Below are 16,409 nucleotides of genomic sequence, written 5' to 3'. Positions count from 1 at the left end.
ACAGGCAGGCCTGGCCGTCGATCATCGCCGTAGCGAATCATCCGGGTTCGCGTTCCTGATGCAGGATCGAGCGGAAGCGGAGTCGATCATGAATGACGGGGCTTTCCTCGTTGAAGTCGCTGAATATGCGCTCGAGCGCGCCGCTCACGCCTGCAAGCGGCTGATCGCCTGGCTGCGTCCCGGGGCTCTCGGGTAAACGCCGGCGCTCTTGCCGACGGCGATGCCGCGACACACGGGGCGGCGTGGCGTCGTCGCGCCCCTCGCCCATCTTCCCGCTGCCGGTCTTCCCACTCCGGGTGTTCGCCTTAAGCCACGCCCGACGGGTGCAGCTAAGTAGCGGCCAACACGCGACTATCCGTGCAGCCCTCGGGGCACGACCCGTGGCGAGACGATCGTTCGAGGACGACGGATGAGGGCGATGAAGCCGGCCGCCGCCAGCGCCCTCCCAGCGCGGTGGGTCGCCAGCGGCTCGCCTCGCCTCACGATGCACGACGGCGGCGTCAGCCCGGCGGCGGCAACGCGGGCCGCGGCTCCCGGCCACGCACGCCGCTCAGCAGGAAGAGCAGCAGCGGTACGCGCTTCACCTCGCGCCAGATCAGGAGCGAGATCAGAAGCGTCAGGAGGCTCGGTACGATGAACCGCAGCGCGATCGACGTGGTCAGCGAGTCGACGATCCAGAACAGGCCGATCAGCAGCGGCAGGTGAACGAGGTAGATCACGAAGGAGGCGTCCACCAATTCCTTGATCCAAGCCCGTCCGGCGGTGAACACAGTCGCGGCGCCCGCCACGATGACCTGCGTGAGACACAGGGCCGCGACGGCCGCGGGAACGCGCCGCACGAACGCCGGCAGGTCGCCGCTCCAGCCCACGCTATAGATGGCTGCGACCACCCCGATGATCGCCACCAGCGCGTTCGTTCGAATGAACTGCTGATAGGCGCCTTGGCAGCGATGGAGCGCGGCACCGATGACGAAATAGGGCAGATACTCGGCCGCGAAGATGACGGCTCCGGGAACATTGACGATCTCAGGCAGCACCTTGACGGCCAACAGCAGCGCCGATTGCACCACCGCGGTGACGAGCGCCAATGCGATGAGCAGCGCGGGCAAGGTGCGGTGGCTGAGCCAGGCAGGAGCGGCGATCCACCCTGCCCGCACGGCCGGCAAGGCCCGGCAGATCGCGGCCGAGGCGACGGACAGATACAGGAGGACGATCACGAACCAGAGATGGCCGGTCGTGTGCCGCCCGACGTGGGTCAGCTGCCATCGCCAGCGCGCGATCGCCGCCGCTCTGTCCGGCTCCTGTAAGGCACCGAGAAGGTTGGCGATCGGCACCAACACACAGAGCGACACCAGCAGCGGTGGTAGCAGGCGGGTCATGCGCGAACGGAGATACGTCCCGGCTTCCTGGCGCAGCAGCAGCATCGCCGTGAAATAGCCCGCGAGCAGGAAAAAACCCTGCATGCGGAAGAGATGCAGGAACTCCATGGCGGCGGTGAGCGCGGATGACCGCTCACCCGCGAGCACGAACCATGACCCCCCATCGGCGCGGAACGGATGCGCCGCATGAAACGGGATGCCTAGCAGCATGAGGAGGCCCCGTACCGCGTCGAGATGGTGCTCGCGGGGACGCGAGAGCGTGGCGCTGATCGCCCTCCCATCATCCCTCCTGGTATCAGCGTCGTCGACAGCGGGAGGCGGCAAAGGCGCGAACGCGCGGTGATCGTCGGCCGTTCTCATTGATCTAGCTTTACGTCATTTCCGAAGCCGCCCTTATGGTTATTGTGGATGAAGAACGGGTTAGGCTCTGCGCGGGCGTGGCTTCCGGACTCTGGCGTCTCACCGGCGCCCCCACGCCGCGCGTCACGCCAGCGGCAGCCCCGCCTCCGCGAGCGCGCCGAGATAGGCTTGTAGCGCACGCACCGCCTCGTCGGTCAGCCCGACGAAGACGCGGCGGCGGTCGCCCGGGTCGGGCGTGCGCGCGAGCAGCCGCCGCTCGGTCAGCCGCGTGATCCAGCGCAACGCGGTGGTCGGCGCCACCGCCGCGGCGATGCACAGGCTCGAGACCGAGACCCGCCGCCCTTCCAGCCGCGAGGCGTAGAGGTCGAGCAGCATGTCCCAGGCGGGATCCTCGAACAGGCCCTTGCCGAGGAAGCGGTCGCGCAGCCGCCGCGCGCGCAGCACGGCGCGCAGCTGGGCGGCGGTGACCGTCACCGCGGCGGTGGAGGCGGGGTGGAAGGCGAGCCGCGGCTCCTCCGCGCGGTCGAGCCCGACGCCGCCGTCGCTCAGCTGCGCGAGCAGCGCCGCGATCCGCGCCACCTCGGCGCTGAGCCGCGCCAGCCGCTCCGAGTCGCGCTCGGGCGAGCGCACGCCCCCGCCGCCGGCGTGGGCCGCCGCGACCGCGAGCGCGCCGATCCACTCGGCGCGGTCAGGCTCACACAGCAGCTGCACCGCGCCCGCCTCCTCGCCCAGCGCGGCGACGACGGGATCGATCTGCGCGATCGAGAAGGCGACGACGAGTCGCCACGCGCGCGCCGCCGCGAGCGAGTCCACCGCGGCGACGACGTCGTGCGCCAGCGCGTCGTCGGCGCCGGCGAGATCGAGCACGATCGCGGGAGCGCCGTCGGAGCGGGCGAGTGCGCCCGGCGCCTCGGCGAGCGGGTGGTGCGCGGCGATCGTGCCGCCGAGCAGCGCGATCGCCTCGCGCGCGTCCAGCGCCCCGGTGCCGTTCAGGCTCGCGAGCGCGAACGCGGGCGTGGCCGGGCCGCCGGCGTGATAGAACGGGAGGGCCATCGCGTCAGTCGAGCGACTTGACGATCTCTTCCACCATCTTCTTGGCGTCGGCGAGCAGCATCATCGTATTGTCCCGGTAGAAGACCTCGTTGTCGACTCCAGCATAGCCGACCCCGCCCATCGAGCGTTTGATGAAGAGAACCGTTTTGGCCTTTTCGACGTCGAGCACGGGCATGCCGTAGATCGGCGAGCCGCGGTCGGTCTTCGCCGCCGGGTTGGTCACGTCGTTGGCGCCGATCACGAAGGCCACGTCGGTCTGGGCGAACTCGGAGTTGATGTCCTCCAGCTCGAACACCTCGTCATAGGGGACGTTCGCCTCGGCGAGCAGCACGTTCATGTGACCGGGCATTCGCCCCGCGACCGGGTGGATGGCATATTTCACGCGGACGCCGTGCGCTTTGAGCTTGTCCGCCATCTCGCGCAGCACGTGCTGCGCCTGCGCCACCGCCATGCCGTAGCCGGGCACGATGATGACCTGCTCGGCCTGGCTCATCAGGAAGGCGGCGTCCTCGGCCGAGCCGCGCTTCCAGGCGCGGTCGCTCGCCGCCGCGCCGCCCGCGCCGCCAGCCGCCTCGGCGCCGAAGCCGCCCGCGATCACGCTCACGAAGCTGCGGTTCATCGCTCGGCACATGATGTAGCTGAGGATCGCGCCCGACGAGCCGACCAGCGCGCCGGTGATGATCATCGCGCTGTTGTGGAGCGTGAAGCCCATCGCCGCCGCGGCCCAGCCCGAGTAGCTGTTGAGCATCGACACGACGACGGGCATGTCGGCGCCGCCGATCGGCACGATCAGCAGGAAGCCGATCGCGAACGACAGCAGGGTCACCGTCCAGAACACCCAGGGCGATTGGTCGACGGTGAAATAGGCCACCAGCAGCAGGATCGCGGCGAGCACGCCGAGGTTGATCGCGTGCCGTGCCGGCAGCAGGATCGGCTTGCCGCCCATGTTGCCGTTGAGCTTGAGGAAGGCGATCACGCTGCCCGAGAAGGTGATCGCGCCGATCGCCACGCCCAGCCCCATCTCGACTCGGCTCACCGGGTTGATCAGCGCCGCCGCACTGCCGTCGGGGAAGATCACCGGTACCGCGATGCCGAACGCGACTGGGTTGAGGAAGGCGGCGGCGGCGACCAGCACCGCGGCGAGCCCGACCAGGCTGTGGAAGGCCGCGACCAGCTGCGGCATCGCGGTCATCGCGATCCGCCGCGCCACGCCGACGCCGATCACCGCGCCCAGCGCGATCGCGGCGACGATCTCGAACGCCGCGGCATAGTCGACCCGGGCGATCAGCGCGGCATAGTCCTCGCCCTCGATCAGCGTGGCGGTGAGCGGCACGTGCGTGACCAGCGTCGTCACCACCGCCACGCCCATGCCGATCATGCCGAGGCGGTTGCCGCGCTGGCTGGTGGCGGGGCTGGAGAGCCCGCGCAGCGCCAGGATGAAGCACACGCCGGCGACGAGATAGGCCAGCGCGACCCAGGGGTTCACCGCGACATGCTCCACTTGGCTCTCCCCCTCACGGCCGCGGGGCCGGCCGCTCCTTCTTCTTGTACATGGCGAGCATCCGCTGCGTCACCGCGAAGCCGCCGAAGATGTTGACGCTGGCGAGCACCACCGCGGCGAGCCCGAGCCACTTCGAGCCCGTGCTTCCCGCGGCCGCGCCGGCGATCAGCGCGCCGACGATGATGACGCTGGAGATGGCGTTGGTCACCGCCATCAGCGGCGTGTGCAGCGCCGGCGTGACCGACCAGACGACGTAATAGCCGACGAAACACGCCAGCACGAAGATCGACAAGATCGCGACGAAGTCCATCATTGTGCTCCGACGGTGCGGGTGGCGGCGAGCGTGACGATGTGTCGGACGATGGCGTCTAGGTCGTCGAGCACGTCGCTCGCGGCGAGGCGGATTGTGAAGAGGCCGTGCGCGGCGAACCAGGCGTCGCGAGCGGCGTCGCGCGCGGGGCGGTCGCCGCGCTCGTGCGCTTCGCTGTCGATCTCGATGATCAGGCGTGCGGCGTGACAGTAGAAGTCGGCGACATAGGGGCCGGACGGATGCTGGCGACGGAACTTGAAGCCCGCGGGCCGTTCACGCAGCGCGCGCCAGAGCAGGACCTCGGGCAGCGACATGGTCTGGCGCAATGCCCGCGCCCGCGACCCGACACCTTCCTGGCCTTGCAACACCTAGATCCTCCCCTGCAAGCGGAGGTGGCAGCGCGCAGCGCTGACGGAGGGGTGTCCAGGCCGGCGAGCGTCGGTGGACTCACGGCCCGCGACACCCCTCCGTCGCGCTTCGCGCGCCACCTCCCCTTCCAGGGGAGGATCGAGGAGGTCCGCCACCCTCATCTTAGTTCGCAAAAGAACATCGGGGGCCCATCACGACAGCAGCCTCGCGTTGACCACCGCGCCGCCGCGCGTCAGCCGCACCGCGTCGCCGATCTCGGCGTCGAGCACCGGGCGGCCCTGCTCCTTGTCCCAGAAGGTGGAGAGGAAGTTGTACAGGTTGCGCGAATAAAGCGCGGCCGAATCGGCGGCCAGTCGCGACGCCGTGTTGCGGTGGCCGATGATGCGCACGCCGTGGCGCTCGACGATCTCGCCCGCCACCGCGCCCTCGACGTTGCCGCCCTGCTCGACCGCCAGGTCCACCAGCACGCTGCCGGGGCGCATCGTCGCCAGCTGCGCGTCGCTGACCAGCCGCGGCGCCGCACGCCCCGGGATCAGCGCGGTGGTGATCACGATGTCCTGCTTGGCGATGTGCGCCGAGACCAGCTCAGCCTGCGCCTTCTGGTACTCGGGCGACATCTCGCCGGCATAACCGCCGCTGCCCTCGCCCTCGATCCCCGCCACCGCCTCGACGAACACCGGCTTGGCGCCGAGCGACAGGATCTGCTCCTTGGTCGCCGAGCGCACGTCGGTGGCGGAGACCTGCGCGCCGAGCCGCCGCGCGGTGGCGATCGCCTGCAGCCCGGCGACGCCGACCCCCATCACGAAGACCCGCGCCGCCGAGACGGTGCCCGCCGCGGTCATCATCATCGGGAAGGCGCGGCCATATTCCGCCGCGGCGTCGATCACCGCCTTGTAGCCCGCCAGGTTCGACTGCGACGACAGCACGTCCATCGACTGCGCGCGCGTGATCCGCGGCATCAGGTCCATCGCCAGCGCCTCGTAGCCCGCCGCCGCATAAGCCTCGACTCGGCCGCGGCCGTCGCCGAACGGCGCCATGATCGCCACCACCCAGGCGCCCGGCGCGACGCCGACGAGCGAGTCGGCTGCGGGCGGCTGCACCGCCAGCACGATCTCGGCGCCCGCCAGCGTCGCGGCGCGGTCGCCCAGCGCGGCACCGGCGGCGGCATAGTCCGAATCGGCGATCGCCGCGCCAGCGCCCGCCCCGGCCTCGACCGCCACCTCGGCGCCCAGCGCGATGAACTTGCGCGCGGTCTCGGGCGTGGCGGCGACGCGGCGCTCGCCCGATGCCTGTTCGCTGACGACCGCGATCTTCACGCCGCGGTTACGCGATCAGCCAGATGACGAAGAAGGCGAGGAGAAAGCAGATCACCGCGCCATACTTCAGCCAGCCGATCATGCCGGAATAGGTCGCCTCGTGCGCCTTGATGTCGCCGCGCCCCGCGCCACTCTCCGCCATCTTTTCCTCATATTTCTCACTATCGTCTTCGGCAGCGTAGAGGCGCGGTCCGGCGGAGGCAATATCACCGTTGCGGCTTAAGCCCGCCTTTACTCACAGCGGTTAGGCGATAGGCAGGGAGCCACGGGACGATAGGCCAGACATGACGCGTAACGGACAACGTCTGCTGATGCTGATCGACGAGGACGCGGCACAGCGTCGCGTGATCGCGACGCTCGCCGCGCGCGGCGGGTGGCGAATCGTGTTCGCGGACGATCCCGCCGCGGCGGTGGCGACTCTCGCCACGCCCGACGGCATGCAGCTCGACGCCATCCTGCTCGATCCGGGCAGCGCGGGCTGGGACCCGGCCGAGCTGATCGGCGAGCTGCGTGGCTATCGCGCGCAGCTGCCGATCCTGATGCTCACCGCCCAGGCCTCGGTGGCGCAGGCGGTGGACGCGATGCGCGCCGGCGCGACCGACTATCTCGCCAAGCCGCTCGCGCCCGAGCGGCTGCTCCAGGCGCTCGACCGCGCCGTCGCCGCCACCGCCGCGGGCGAGCTGCGCCCGCTCACCGAGAAGATCCCGGCGATGCTGGGCTTCGACGAGATCGTCGGCACCGCGCCCGAGTTCCGCGCCGCGCTGACCATCGCCGCCAAGGCAGCGCGCGCGCGCGTACCCGTGCTGATCGAGGGCGAGAGCGGCGTCGGCAAGGAAGTGGTCGCCGAGGCGATCCACGCCGCCAGCCCGCGCGCCGAGGCGCCGCGAGTCACGCTCAACTGCGGCGCGATCCCCGCCAACCAGATCGAGAGCGCGCTGTTCGGCCACGAGGAGGGCGCCTTCCCCGGCGCGTTCCAGCGCAAGACCGGCCGCATGGTCGAGGCCGACGGCGGCACGCTCTTCCTCGACGAGGTCGACCATCTGCCGCTCGACGCGCAGCGCCGGCTGCTCGCCGCGCTCCAGTCGGGCGAGGTGCTGCCGCTCGGCGGGCGCCACGCGCGCGCGGTCGACGTGCGCGTGATCGCCGCCACCAACAAGCGCCTGCTCGACGAGGTCGCCGCGGGGCGCTTCCGCGAGGATCTCTACTACCGCCTCAACGCGGTGTCGGTGGTGATCCCGCCGCTGCGCGAGCGCGCCGGCGACATACCCGCGCTGACGCGCCACCTGCTCGAGCGCATCGCCACCCAGCCGGGGCTGCGCGAACTCGCGATCAGCGACGACGCGGTGATGCTGCTGATGACCTACGACTGGCCGCACAACGTGCGCCAGCTGCAGGACGCGCTGTTCCGCGCCGCGGTGCAGTGCGACGGCGACACGCTGACCCGCGCCGATTTCCCGCAGATCGCGGCGCTGGGCCAGCGCGGCCCGCGCGCGGCGAGCCGCGGCGGCGAGGCGGCGGGCGTGCCCCTGTTCCGCTCCGACGGGCACCTGCGCACGATCGAGGAGATCGAGGCCGATCTGATCCGGCTGGCGATCACGCACTATCGCGGCCGCATGACCGAGGTGGCGCGACGGCTCGGCATCGGGCGCTCGACGCTCTACCGCAAGCTCGGCGAGCTCGGCATCGACAGCGCGGCGTGAGTCGCGCACGGCCGCGTCACCGCCGCCGCGTCGCGCGGGCCTCGGCCAGGGCGGTGCGCGCGGGGCGGTGGAACACCAGCAGCCGCGCCACGGTGTAGTTGACCGGCAGCACCACCGCGATCGCGAGCAATTTGGCGAAGGCGGGCGCGATCAGCAGCGACGCCTCGGCGACGATCGCGGTGCTCAGCGTCAGCCCGATTAGCACCATGATCGCGAAGCGCAGCGCCTGCGCCAGCACCGCGCCCTCGCGTGCGGCGAAGGTCCACTCGCGATTGAGCCAGAAGTTCACCACCGAGGCGACCGCGTAGGACACGACGTTGCTGAGCCCCGGGTCGGTGCCGAGCTCGGCGAGCAGCAGGAACAGGCAGGCGTCGAGCAGCGTCGCGATCGCGCCGACGCTGGCGAATCGCGCGCCGCTTCCCGCGAGCGACGTCAGGACAGCGCGCATCGTCACTTCTCCTCTGCCGGTGCGATGAACGCGTGGGCGCGGGCGGTCGCCAGCGCCTCAGCGCGATAGCCGTGCGCCAGCGCGTAGCGCTCGAACGCCGGGTCGAACGGCGTCTCCCAGCCGGTGACGATCGCACTCGGCGGCCGCGCGGCGAGGAACGCGTCCAGTGTCGCGGGCGCGGCGGTGGTGAACCAGCGGCGGTCCGCCGGCGCGAGATAGGGCGCGAGCCGGTAGACGAACGGACCATTGGCGAACTCGGGGTAGATCGCCAGCCCGCCCTCGAGCGGCAGGATCGGCGCCAGCGTCGCGACCGGCGCGGCGCTGCCGCCGGTCAGCGCACGCAGCCGCTCGCCGTCGGCATGGACCTGCACCCCGGCCCAGCTCGCCGGCCGCAGCGAGTCGGGCACGCCCGCGAGTAGCCGCGGCGCGAGCAGCACGAGGCAGATCGCCGCCCCGGCCCACAACGCCGCGGTCGCGGCGGTGCGCACCGCGGCGGGCACGGCGGCGTAGGCGAGGATCACCGCCGCCGCGACGAAGGGCAGCGGCGGCAGGTAATATTGCGGGAAGGCCGGCGTCGGCAGGAACGACAGCGCCGCGCCCGACAGCGCCAGCGCGCCGCACAGCACGAGCGGCCAGGCCGGCACGCCGCGCTCGCGCTGCTTGGGCCACGCCGCCGCGACGAACAGCGCGATCAGCAGCAGCGCGAGCGCGCCGCCGGCGCCGAGCCACACCTGGTCGGCGACCATGATCTTGCCCGGCAGGGTCATCACCTTGGGCTCGGTCGACTGCTGCCAATAGGCACGGTGCGGCCCGGTGAAATAGCGGATCGTGTGCGCCAGCAGCCCCTCGGGCTCGCGCGCGAGATAGACCAGTAGCGGCGTGCCGCCGACCAGCCCGCCGAGCACCAGCGGGATCACCACGGTGCGGAGTCGCTCGGCGAGCGACAGCGTCTCGCGCCGCACCAGCAGCGCGGCGACCCCGACGCAGGGCAGGACGAAGACGAACGCCACCTTCATCATCACCGCCAGCGCGACGCTGCACCCCGCCGCCGCGATGATCGCCGGCGCCGGCCGCTCGCGTCGCAGCCCCAGGATCAGCAGGTGCAGCCCGAGCAGCGCGAACGGCACCGGCAGGAAGTTGTTGGTGACGAGCATGCCCGCCGGGTCGAGCAGCCCGCCGCTCGCCAGCGCCAGCCCGGCGAACAGCGCGGCGGGGAGGCGCTCTCTCGGTGCCGCCACGTTCGCGCGCGCGATGATCCACAGCAGCGCCGCGGTCGCGATCCAGCAGGCCGCCACCAGCAGCCGCCCGATCAGTAGCAGATGGACTGTACCGGTAAGTTCATAGAGGCCGCCTAGCAGCAGCGGCAGGCCGGGGAAGTGGTTGTAACCGAGCGTCTGGTACAATGGCTCGCGGAACACCAGCCGCGCCGCGGCGACGTGGCCCTCCTCGTCGTGGCCGAGCGGATAGGCCATGATCCGCCCGAACAGCCCGAGCAGCAGCGTCCCCGCGCCCACCGCTACCGCGACGCGTCTGCCTAGCGCTGCCCCGCCCCGCGCCGCAGCGGTGCGCCGCATGGTCGCGGGGTCGATCGCGACGAGCGGCAGCGCGCCCATCGCGCGCGACTCAGGCCGCCGCGCCGCGGCGCGCGCGCCGCCGCAGCATCGCGCCGACGAGGCCGAGTCCGGCGATCATCGTCATCCACGTCGCCGGCTCCGGCACCGCGCCGCCGGCAGCCTGCTGGAAGACGATGTCGTCGAGCTCGAACGAGGTCGGCGAGCTGAAGGTCAGGCGGCGCAGCGTCTCGCCCGCGGCCAGCGCCACGGCGACGCGGCGGTTGCCCGTCGCCGAGGTCTCGCTGCCATAGCCGCGCGTGATCAGGTCGCTGCCGAGCACGCTGAGCACGCCCGCGCTGGTCTCGACGATCAGTTCGTTGGCGCGGTCGATGGAGCCCCAGTAGAAGCTGAAGTCGCCCAGCGCCGCGCCGACATAATCGGTGAAGTCGAGTGTCGCCGATCCCGCGACGCCGCCGCCCGGCACCGAGAGGTAGCGCGTCAGGTCGCCCGCGGGCGCATAGCCCTGCTTGGGCTGGAAGCCCTGGAGGATCTGATAGGTGCTCCCCGCGGCGAAGACGATCCCGGCGGGCAGCGCGCCCTCGAAGTCGAGCGTCAGCGCGCCGCTGGCACCCGGGTCGGGGGCGCCGGGCACGCTGCCGACGAGCGTCGCCGCCGCGGCGGGCGTGCCCGCGAGCGCGGCGATGCCGAGAAGAAAGGATGCCGCGAGCTTACGCACCGTTACTGCCCCCATTTTGATGTCACACGAGTCGTGCTTTTCCCCAAGGCGAGTGTAGCGGGGGGCGCCACGCCGCGGCGGGCGCATCGGGTGTAATACCGGGAGCCGCGGCGCTCGCCCGATCGGCGTCCGGGGGCGCTCCTTTGATCCATGTCAAAAGCGCACTGTTTGCCCGCGAACGCCGGACCCCAGGGGGGAAGCGGAACGGAACGATGGTCCGCGACGACGCGGCGCCCCTGACAACGCCCTCGCGTGAGCACGACCGACAGCGCGTCGCCGCATGGGCTACACCAGCGCCACCATCACTCCAGCGCCGCGCGGATCGCCGCGCCCGCGGCGAGCGGCGCGCCGACGAGCAGCACCAGGCTGGTCGCGGCGAGCAGCTGGAGCCCGCCGGCCCCGCCGGTGAGCGTCCCCGCGCCGAAGATCAGCAGCGGCACCGCGAGCGGCAGCATCACCAGCCCCGCCACCGCGCCCGCCCCGCGCACCCCCGCGGTGAGGGCCGCGGTCGCCACCGCCAGCGCGGCGAGCCCCGGTGTCCCGAGCGCCAGCCCGGCCAGTACCAGCAGCAGCTGCTCGGCCGAGAGATCGAGCAGCGCCGCCGCCACCAAGGTCGCGAGCAGAAGCGGCGGCGCGAACGCGAGCCAGTGCGCCGCCACCTTGGCCAGGGCGATCGTCGCCGGCGTCCGGCCGCGGACGACGAGCTGGTCGATCACCCCGGCATCGAGGTCGGGCGCGACCAGCCGCTCGACCGGCAGCAGCGCGGCGAGCAGCGCCGCCGCCCAGATCACCCCGCCGCCGACCCGCGCCAGCAAGGTCGCGTCGGGGCCGATCGCGAAGGGGAACAAGGTCGCGACCAGCAGGAAGAAGCTCACCAGCAAGGTCGCGCCGCCGCTCGCGTAGTAGCGGCGCACGTCGCGCCAGATCAGCGCGGTCACAGCACCACCTCGATCGCGCCCGGCAGCGCGAGCGGCTGGTGCGTCGTCACCACCGCCGCGCCGCCCGCGCCGCGGTGCCCCTCGAGCAGCAGCGCGAGCCGTGCGACCGCGGCCGCATCGAGCCCGCTCGCCGGCTCGTCGAGCAGCCACAGCTCGGCGCCCGAGGCGACCACGCGCGCCAGCGCGGCGCGGCGGCGCTGGCCGGTGGAGAGCAGCCGCACCGGGACGTCGGCGAGGTCGTCGAGCGCCACCGCCGACAGCGCGGCCGCGACCCGCGTCTCCGCCGCGGGCACGTCGTCCTGCGCCGCCCAGAAGCGCAGCGCCTCGGCGAGCGCGCGCTCCGGATCGAGCGCGACGGCCTCGCCCATCCACGCCACGCGCCCGCCGCGCGCCACCGTCCCCGCGGCGGGCGCGAGCAGCCCCGCGAACACGCGCAGCAGCGACGACTTGCCCGCGCCGTTCGGGCCGGTGACCAGCGCCGCGCCACCGCGCTCCAGCGTCAGCTCGATCCCTTCGGCGAGCAGCCGTCCGCCGCGTGCCACCGCCAGCCCGCGCGCCGCCAGCAGCGTCAATCCGCCACCGCCTCTTCCAGCGCGTGCATGTCGTCGTCGCTGAGGCCGAAATGATGGCCGATCTCGTGGATGGTGACATGCGCGACGAGCTCGTCGAGCCGCACCCCGGACTCGCACCATTCGGCCAGGAGCGCTTGGCGGTAGAGGTGGATGCGGTCGGGCAGCGCGGCGCTGTCGAAGGCGCTCTTCTCGCCGATCGGGCGGCCGTGGTAGACGCCGGTGAGGTCGAGCGGGTGGTCGATCTCCAGCGCTGCGAGCGTCTCGGCGTCGGCCTCCTCCTCGACCAGCAGCACCACGTCGCCGAGATGGCGGCGGAACGCATCGGGCAGGCGCGCGATCACCGCGCGCGCGTGCGCCTCGATCGCGTCGGCGGAGGGCGCCGCGCCCATCGGCTCTTGCTCGTTCATTCCGCGCGCCATACCGCTCGCGCTCGGGCCGCGGCAAGCGGCGTGGGCGGCGAGAGGAGCGCGACATGGCGGCGATCGAACAACTCAGCGAGGCCGAGCGCGCCGACGCGCTCGATGGCCTGCCCGAGTGGGACTATGACGACGCGCGCGACGCGATCACGCGCACGATCGTCTTCACCGACTTCGCCGAGGCGTTCGGCTTCATGACCCAGGTGGCGCTGCTGGCGGAGCGCGCCGACCACCATCCCGAGTGGAGCAACGTGTGGAACCGGGTGGAGATACTGCTGACGACGCACGACGCGGGCGGCCTGTCCGAGCGCGACATCGAGCTGGCGACCGCGATCGACGCGATCTTAGGGGGGTAGCTTAATTCTCCCTGCTCGCGGGGAGGTGGCAGCGCGTCAGCGCTGACGGAGGGGGCTCTCAGCGGGCGAGCCGGTGCGTTCGCGGCAAGCCCCCTCCACCACCGCGCTTCGCGCGGCGGTCCCCCTCCCCGTGTCGGGGAGGATCTTACCGCATCACCCGCCGCCGCATCGATCGCCGCAGCCGCCCCGGCAGCCAGCGCGCCGCGAAGGCGAGCCGCCGCGCGGTCGGGCCGACCAGCGTGTGGAGCCGGTCTCCCTGTACCGCCGCCCAAGCTTGGTCCGCGACCGCCTCGACGGGGGTGAACTCGAGTCCCGCCGCCACCACCGCCTCGCGCGCGGTGCGGTTCGAGCCCGCGACGGGTGCGGACAGCAGCGCGGTGTCGATGAAGCCCGGCATCAGCGAGCGCACGCGGATGCCCTCGCGCGCCCACTCGCCGTCGAGCGCCTCGGTAAGCCCGCGCACCGCGAACTTCGTGGCCGAATAGGCCGCGAGCCCCGACGAGCCGTAGATCGCCGAGGCCGAGGCGGTGTTGAGCAGGCACGATCCCGGCGTCGCGCGCAGGTACGGGTAGGCCAGCCGCGCGCCATAGGCGACACCGCGGAAGTTGACGTCGATCACGCGGTCGAGCGCCTCGATCCCGATCTCGCCGAATGCGCCGCCCGCCGCCACGCCGGCGTTGTTGAACAGCACGTCGAGCCGCCCGTCGCTGATCGCCGCGAAGTCGGCGAGCACATGCTCCCACTCGGCCGGGTCGCGCACGTCCATCTGGTGCGTGCTGGTGCGATCGCGCGGCAGCAGCGCGGCGGTCGCGGCGAGCCCGCGCTGGTCGATGTCGGCGAGCCCGACGCGCCAGCCCTCGGCGGCGAAGCGCTGCGCCACCGCGCGACCGATGCCCGAGCCGCCGCCGGTGACGAGTATCGCCTTCATTCTCACCCTCTCCCGCGTGTTGACGCTTGTTAGTGACGCAGGCTTCCCGCATCGTCGCGCGCGATGCCAGCACAATCGCTGCCTATGCCGGCGAGCGGCCCGGCGATCGCGTTCGAACGCGTCGCGAAGGTCTATGCCGATGGCACCGCGGCGGTGGACGACGTCTCGCTGACGGTCGCGCCGGGCAGCCTGGTGGCGCTGGTCGGCGCGTCGGGCTCGGGCAAGTCGACGCTGCTCAAGACGATCAACCGGCTGGTGGTGCCGAGCGCGGGCCGGGTCACGCTCGACGGCGTCGACGTCGCGGACGGGCCGCCGCCCGCGCTGCGGCGGCGGATCGGCTATGTCTTCCAGGAGGTCGGGCTGTTCCCGCACCTCAGCGTGGCGGAGAATGTCGGGCTGCCGCTGCGCGTCGCCGGCCGGCGCGACGACGATCGCGTCGCGGCGATGCTCGACCTCGTCGACCTGCCCGCCGCGCTCGCGACACGGCTGCCCGCCGAACTCTCGGGCGGGCAGCGCCAGCGCGTCGGGGTGGCGCGCGCGCTCGTCACCGGGCCGCGGCTGCTGCTGATGGACGAGCCGTTCGGCGCACTCGATCCGGTCACGCGCGAGGCGCTGATGGAGTCGGTCGCGCGGCTGCACCGCACGCTCGCGCTGACGACGGTGATGGTCACCCACGACATGGCCGAGGCGTTGCTCGCCGCCGACCGCGTGCTGGTGATGGAGCGCGGTCGCGTCGTCGCCGACGAGACCCCCGCGGCGCTGCTCGCCGGCGCGGGCGGCGAGCGCGCCGCGGCGCTGGTGGCGGTGCCACGCGCGCAGGCCGAACGGCTCGCGACCCTCGCGCGGAGAGGCGGGGCATGAGCGAGGCGCTCGCGCGCGTCCCCGCGCTGGCGGCGCAGCACCTGCTGCTCGCGCTCGCCGCGCTGCTGCTCGCGCTCGCGCTGGCGCTGCCACTCGGGCTGCTCGCGGCGCGGCGGCGCCGCCTCGGCGCGGCGGTGCTCGGCTTCGCCAGCCTGGTGCAGACGATCCCCAGCCTCGCGCTGCTCGCGCTCTTCTATCCCGCGCTGCTGTGGCTCTCCGCGCTGGTGGGCGGCGGCATCCCGGCGCTGGGTTTTCTGCCCGCGCTGCTCGCGCTGACGCTGTACGCTTTGCTGCCGATCGTGCGGAACCTCGTCACCGGGCTCGCCGGGATCGACCGCGCCTTGCTCACCGCCGCGGACGGGATCGGCATGACCGCGGCGCAGAAGCTGCGCTGGGTCGAGGCGCCGCTGGTGCTGCCGGTCGCCATGGCGGGGGTGCGCACCGCCGCGGTGTGGACGATCGGCGCAGCGACGCTCTCCACCACGGTGGGCCAGCCGAGCCTGGGTGACCTGATCTTCGCGGGGTTGCAGACCCAGGCCTGGACGCTGGTGGTGGCGGGCTGCGTCGGCGCGGCGGCGCTGGCGCTGGCGGTCGATTCGCTGCTCGGCTTCGCCGAGCGCGCGGCGGGGCAGCGGCAGTGGCGGCGGATGGCGGCGGCGCTGGCGCTGCTGGTCGCCGCCGGCGCGGCGGCGAGCGCACCCCTGTGGCGCGGCGGCGGCGGCGAGCGCGCGGTGGTGGTCGGCGCCAAGAACTTCTCCGAGCAATATATCCTCGCGCGGCTGATCGGCGCGCGACTGGAGCGCGCCGGGTACAGCGTGACCTACCGCGACGGGCTCGGCTCGGCGGTGGCGTTCGGCGCTGTGGCGAGCGGCGCGGTCGACGTCTACGTCGACTATGCCGGCACCCTGTGGACCGGCACGATGACGCGACGGGACACGCCGCCGCGTGCGCGGCTGGTGGCCGAGCTGGCGCGCTGGACCGAGCGGTCGCGCGGCGTGACCCTGCTGGGAGCGCTCGGCTTCGAGAACGCCTACGCCTTCGCGATGCGCGGCGCCGACGCGCGCGCGCGCGGCATCGCCTCGCTCGACGATCTGGTCGCGGCGGCGCCGGGGCTGCGGCTCGGCGCCGACCTCGAGTTCCTCGACCGGCCCGAATGGGCGGCGATCCGCGCCGCCTATCCGCTGCGCTTCGCGGCGGCGACGCCGTACAGCCCGACCTTCATGTACCGCGCGCTGGCGAGCGGGCGCGCGGACGTGATCAGCGCCTTCTCCTCGGACGGGCGGATCGCGGCGGAGCATCTCACCGTGCTGAGTGACCCGCGCGGCGCGATCCCCTCCTACGACGCGGTGCTGCTGCTGGCGCCGATCCGACGCGGCGACGCGCGCTTCCGCGCCGCGCTGGCGCCGCTGGTCGGGCGCATCCCGGTGGCGGCGATGCGGACGGCCAATTACCTGGTCGATCGCGACGCCGACAAGAAGTCGCCCGAAGAAGCGGCGGCGTGGCTGGCGGACAAGGTGGGGCTGACGGAGTAGCGGCTCCCCTTCCCCTTCAGGGGAGCGCTTGGGGGTGGGGCCTTACCGCAAGCGCGCCGCTCGCGATCGTTGGCGCGCCGC

General features: G+C 72.6%; 19 protein-coding genes. 4 read left to right on the top strand and 15 right to left on the bottom strand.

Annotation, left to right across the window (positions count from 1 at the left end; translation table 11 throughout):
- Positions 1–37 precede the first annotated feature (37 nt).
- The 8 genes from KZ820_RS12755 to KZ820_RS12720 form a co-directional block, all read right to left on the bottom strand.
- Positions 38–268 carry a hypothetical protein gene (locus KZ820_RS12755; protein WP_219749005.1) on the bottom strand — a complete coding sequence of 77 codons (231 nt, stop codon included), beginning with the start codon at positions 266–268 and terminating at the stop codon, positions 38–40.
- A 232-nt stretch (positions 269–500) separates the two neighbouring features.
- Positions 501–1,739: an acyltransferase family protein gene (locus KZ820_RS12750; protein WP_219749004.1), complete on the bottom strand. Its 1,239-nt coding sequence runs from the start codon at positions 1,737–1,739 to the stop codon at positions 501–503.
- Positions 1,740–1,862: 123 nt separating this feature from the next.
- Positions 1,863–2,792: a winged helix DNA-binding protein gene (locus KZ820_RS12745; protein WP_219749003.1), complete on the bottom strand. Its 930-nt coding sequence runs from the start codon at positions 2,790–2,792 to the stop codon at positions 1,863–1,865.
- A gap of 4 nt (positions 2,793–2,796) precedes the next feature.
- On the bottom strand, positions 2,797–4,293 hold the full coding sequence (locus KZ820_RS12740; RefSeq protein ID WP_219749002.1) for an NAD(P)(+) transhydrogenase (Re/Si-specific) subunit beta: 1,497 nt from the start codon (positions 4,291–4,293) through the stop codon (positions 2,797–2,799).
- A gap of 13 nt (positions 4,294–4,306) precedes the next feature.
- On the bottom strand, positions 4,307–4,603 hold the full coding sequence (locus tag KZ820_RS12735) for an NAD(P) transhydrogenase subunit alpha part 2 (RefSeq protein ID WP_183924186.1): 297 nt from the start codon (positions 4,601–4,603) through the stop codon (positions 4,307–4,309).
- On the bottom strand, positions 4,603–4,971 hold the full coding sequence (locus KZ820_RS12730) for an endonuclease domain-containing protein (protein ID WP_219749001.1): 369 nt from the start codon (positions 4,969–4,971) through the stop codon (positions 4,603–4,605). The genes KZ820_RS12735 and KZ820_RS12730 overlap by 1 nt, the downstream gene beginning before the upstream one ends.
- 192 nt (positions 4,972–5,163) lie before the next feature.
- The gene (locus tag KZ820_RS12725; protein WP_219749000.1) at positions 5,164–6,288 is read right to left on the bottom strand and encodes an NAD(P) transhydrogenase subunit alpha; all 1,125 of its coding nucleotides are present in this window, start codon (positions 6,286–6,288) and stop codon (positions 5,164–5,166) included.
- Between the two features lie 7 nt (positions 6,289–6,295).
- Complete coding sequence (locus tag KZ820_RS12720; RefSeq protein ID WP_183924194.1) at positions 6,296–6,430, bottom strand: aa3-type cytochrome c oxidase subunit IV; 135 nt, start codon at positions 6,428–6,430, stop codon at positions 6,296–6,298.
- Between the two features lie 142 nt (positions 6,431–6,572).
- Between KZ820_RS12720 and KZ820_RS12715 the strand changes: the two genes are divergently transcribed.
- Positions 6,573–7,988, top strand: coding sequence for a sigma-54-dependent transcriptional regulator (locus KZ820_RS12715; protein ID WP_219748999.1), 1,416 nt, complete (start codon positions 6,573–6,575; stop codon positions 7,986–7,988).
- 16 nt (positions 7,989–8,004) lie between these two features.
- On the opposite strand, the gene KZ820_RS12710 is transcribed toward KZ820_RS12715, so the two are convergent.
- The 6 genes from KZ820_RS12710 to KZ820_RS12685 form a co-directional block, all read right to left on the bottom strand.
- On the bottom strand, positions 8,005–8,436 hold the full coding sequence (locus KZ820_RS12710) for a GtrA family protein (protein WP_183924198.1): 432 nt from the start codon (positions 8,434–8,436) through the stop codon (positions 8,005–8,007).
- 2 nt (positions 8,437–8,438) lie between these two features.
- Entirely contained in the window at positions 8,439–10,049 is a 1,611-nt protein-coding gene (locus tag KZ820_RS12705; protein WP_219748998.1) for a hypothetical protein, read from the bottom strand.
- A gap of 10 nt (positions 10,050–10,059) precedes the next feature.
- A complete protein-coding gene (locus tag KZ820_RS12700) occupies positions 10,060–10,725 on the bottom strand; it encodes a PEPxxWA-CTERM sorting domain-containing protein (RefSeq protein ID WP_308462215.1) in 666 nt (221 codons plus the stop codon).
- Between the two features lie 302 nt (positions 10,726–11,027).
- Positions 11,028–11,663, bottom strand: a complete 636-nt coding sequence (locus tag KZ820_RS12695) for a heme exporter protein CcmB (RefSeq protein WP_219748996.1) — start codon at positions 11,661–11,663, stop codon at positions 11,028–11,030.
- Complete coding sequence (gene ccmA, locus KZ820_RS12690) at positions 11,660–12,235, bottom strand: heme ABC exporter ATP-binding protein CcmA (RefSeq protein WP_219749234.1); 576 nt, start codon at positions 12,233–12,235, stop codon at positions 11,660–11,662. The genes KZ820_RS12695 and ccmA overlap by 4 nt, the downstream gene beginning before the upstream one ends.
- Positions 12,232–12,642 (bottom strand): metallopeptidase family protein, encoded by a 411-nt coding sequence (locus KZ820_RS12685; protein ID WP_219748995.1) that lies wholly within the window; start codon positions 12,640–12,642, stop codon positions 12,232–12,234. The genes ccmA and KZ820_RS12685 overlap by 4 nt, the downstream gene beginning before the upstream one ends.
- A 65-nt stretch (positions 12,643–12,707) precedes the next feature.
- On the opposite strand from KZ820_RS12685, the gene KZ820_RS12680 reads away from it, so the two are divergent.
- Positions 12,708–13,007, top strand: coding sequence for a 4a-hydroxytetrahydrobiopterin dehydratase (locus KZ820_RS12680; RefSeq protein ID WP_183924206.1), 300 nt, complete (start codon positions 12,708–12,710; stop codon positions 13,005–13,007).
- A gap of 145 nt (positions 13,008–13,152) precedes the next feature.
- Here the strand turns inward: KZ820_RS12680 and KZ820_RS12675 are convergent, their stop codons facing one another.
- Positions 13,153–13,935, bottom strand: a complete 783-nt coding sequence (locus KZ820_RS12675) for an SDR family oxidoreductase (protein ID WP_219748994.1) — start codon at positions 13,933–13,935, stop codon at positions 13,153–13,155.
- Between the two features lie 63 nt (positions 13,936–13,998).
- Between KZ820_RS12675 and KZ820_RS12670 the strand changes: the two genes are divergently transcribed.
- Positions 13,999–14,796, top strand: coding sequence for an ATP-binding cassette domain-containing protein (locus tag KZ820_RS12670; protein WP_258048148.1), 798 nt, complete (start codon positions 13,999–14,001; stop codon positions 14,794–14,796).
- Positions 14,793–16,328 (top strand): ABC transporter permease/substrate-binding protein, encoded by a 1,536-nt coding sequence (locus tag KZ820_RS12665; RefSeq protein ID WP_219748993.1) that lies wholly within the window; start codon positions 14,793–14,795, stop codon positions 16,326–16,328. Before KZ820_RS12670 ends, KZ820_RS12665 begins: the two co-directional genes overlap by 4 nt.
- The last annotated feature ends 81 nt before the right edge of the window (positions 16,329–16,409 follow it).

The sequence above is a fragment of the Sphingomonas citri genome (assembly GCF_019429485.1).
In the GTDB taxonomy this organism is placed as follows: Bacteria; Pseudomonadota; Alphaproteobacteria; order Sphingomonadales; family Sphingomonadaceae; genus Sphingomonas; species Sphingomonas citri.
This window is presented reverse-complemented; position numbering and strand designations above follow the sequence as displayed.

Bases quoted from the DNA above. Each gene is read 5' to 3' on its own strand.
- KZ820_RS12755 (WP_219749005.1), bottom strand. From the start codon at position 268: ATGGGCGAGGGGCGCGACGACGCCACGCCGCCCCGTGTGTCGCGGCAT.
- KZ820_RS12750 (WP_219749004.1), bottom strand. From the start codon at position 1,739: ATGAGAACGGCCGACGATCACCGCGCGTTCGCGCCTTTGCCGCCTCCC.
- KZ820_RS12745 (WP_219749003.1), bottom strand. From the start codon at position 2,792: ATGGCCCTCCCGTTCTATCACGCCGGCGGCCCGGCCACGCCCGCGTTC.
- KZ820_RS12735 (WP_183924186.1), bottom strand. From the start codon at position 4,603: ATGGACTTCGTCGCGATCTTGTCGATCTTCGTGCTGGCGTGTTTCGTC.
- KZ820_RS12720 (WP_183924194.1), bottom strand. From the start codon at position 6,430: ATGGCGGAGAGTGGCGCGGGGCGCGGCGACATCAAGGCGCACGAGGCG.
- KZ820_RS12715 (WP_219748999.1), top strand. From the start codon at position 6,573: ATGACGCGTAACGGACAACGTCTGCTGATGCTGATCGACGAGGACGCG.
- KZ820_RS12710 (WP_183924198.1), bottom strand. From the start codon at position 8,436: ATGCGCGCTGTCCTGACGTCGCTCGCGGGAAGCGGCGCGCGATTCGCC.
- KZ820_RS12705 (WP_219748998.1), bottom strand. From the start codon at position 10,049: ATGGGCGCGCTGCCGCTCGTCGCGATCGACCCCGCGACCATGCGGCGC.
- KZ820_RS12685 (WP_219748995.1), bottom strand. From the start codon at position 12,642: ATGAACGAGCAAGAGCCGATGGGCGCGGCGCCCTCCGCCGACGCGATC.
- KZ820_RS12680 (WP_183924206.1), top strand. From the start codon at position 12,708: ATGGCGGCGATCGAACAACTCAGCGAGGCCGAGCGCGCCGACGCGCTC.
- KZ820_RS12675 (WP_219748994.1), bottom strand. From the start codon at position 13,935: ATGAAGGCGATACTCGTCACCGGCGGCGGCTCGGGCATCGGTCGCGCG.
- KZ820_RS12670 (WP_258048148.1), top strand. From the start codon at position 13,999: ATGCCAGCACAATCGCTGCCTATGCCGGCGAGCGGCCCGGCGATCGCG.
- KZ820_RS12665 (WP_219748993.1), top strand. From the start codon at position 14,793: ATGAGCGAGGCGCTCGCGCGCGTCCCCGCGCTGGCGGCGCAGCACCTG.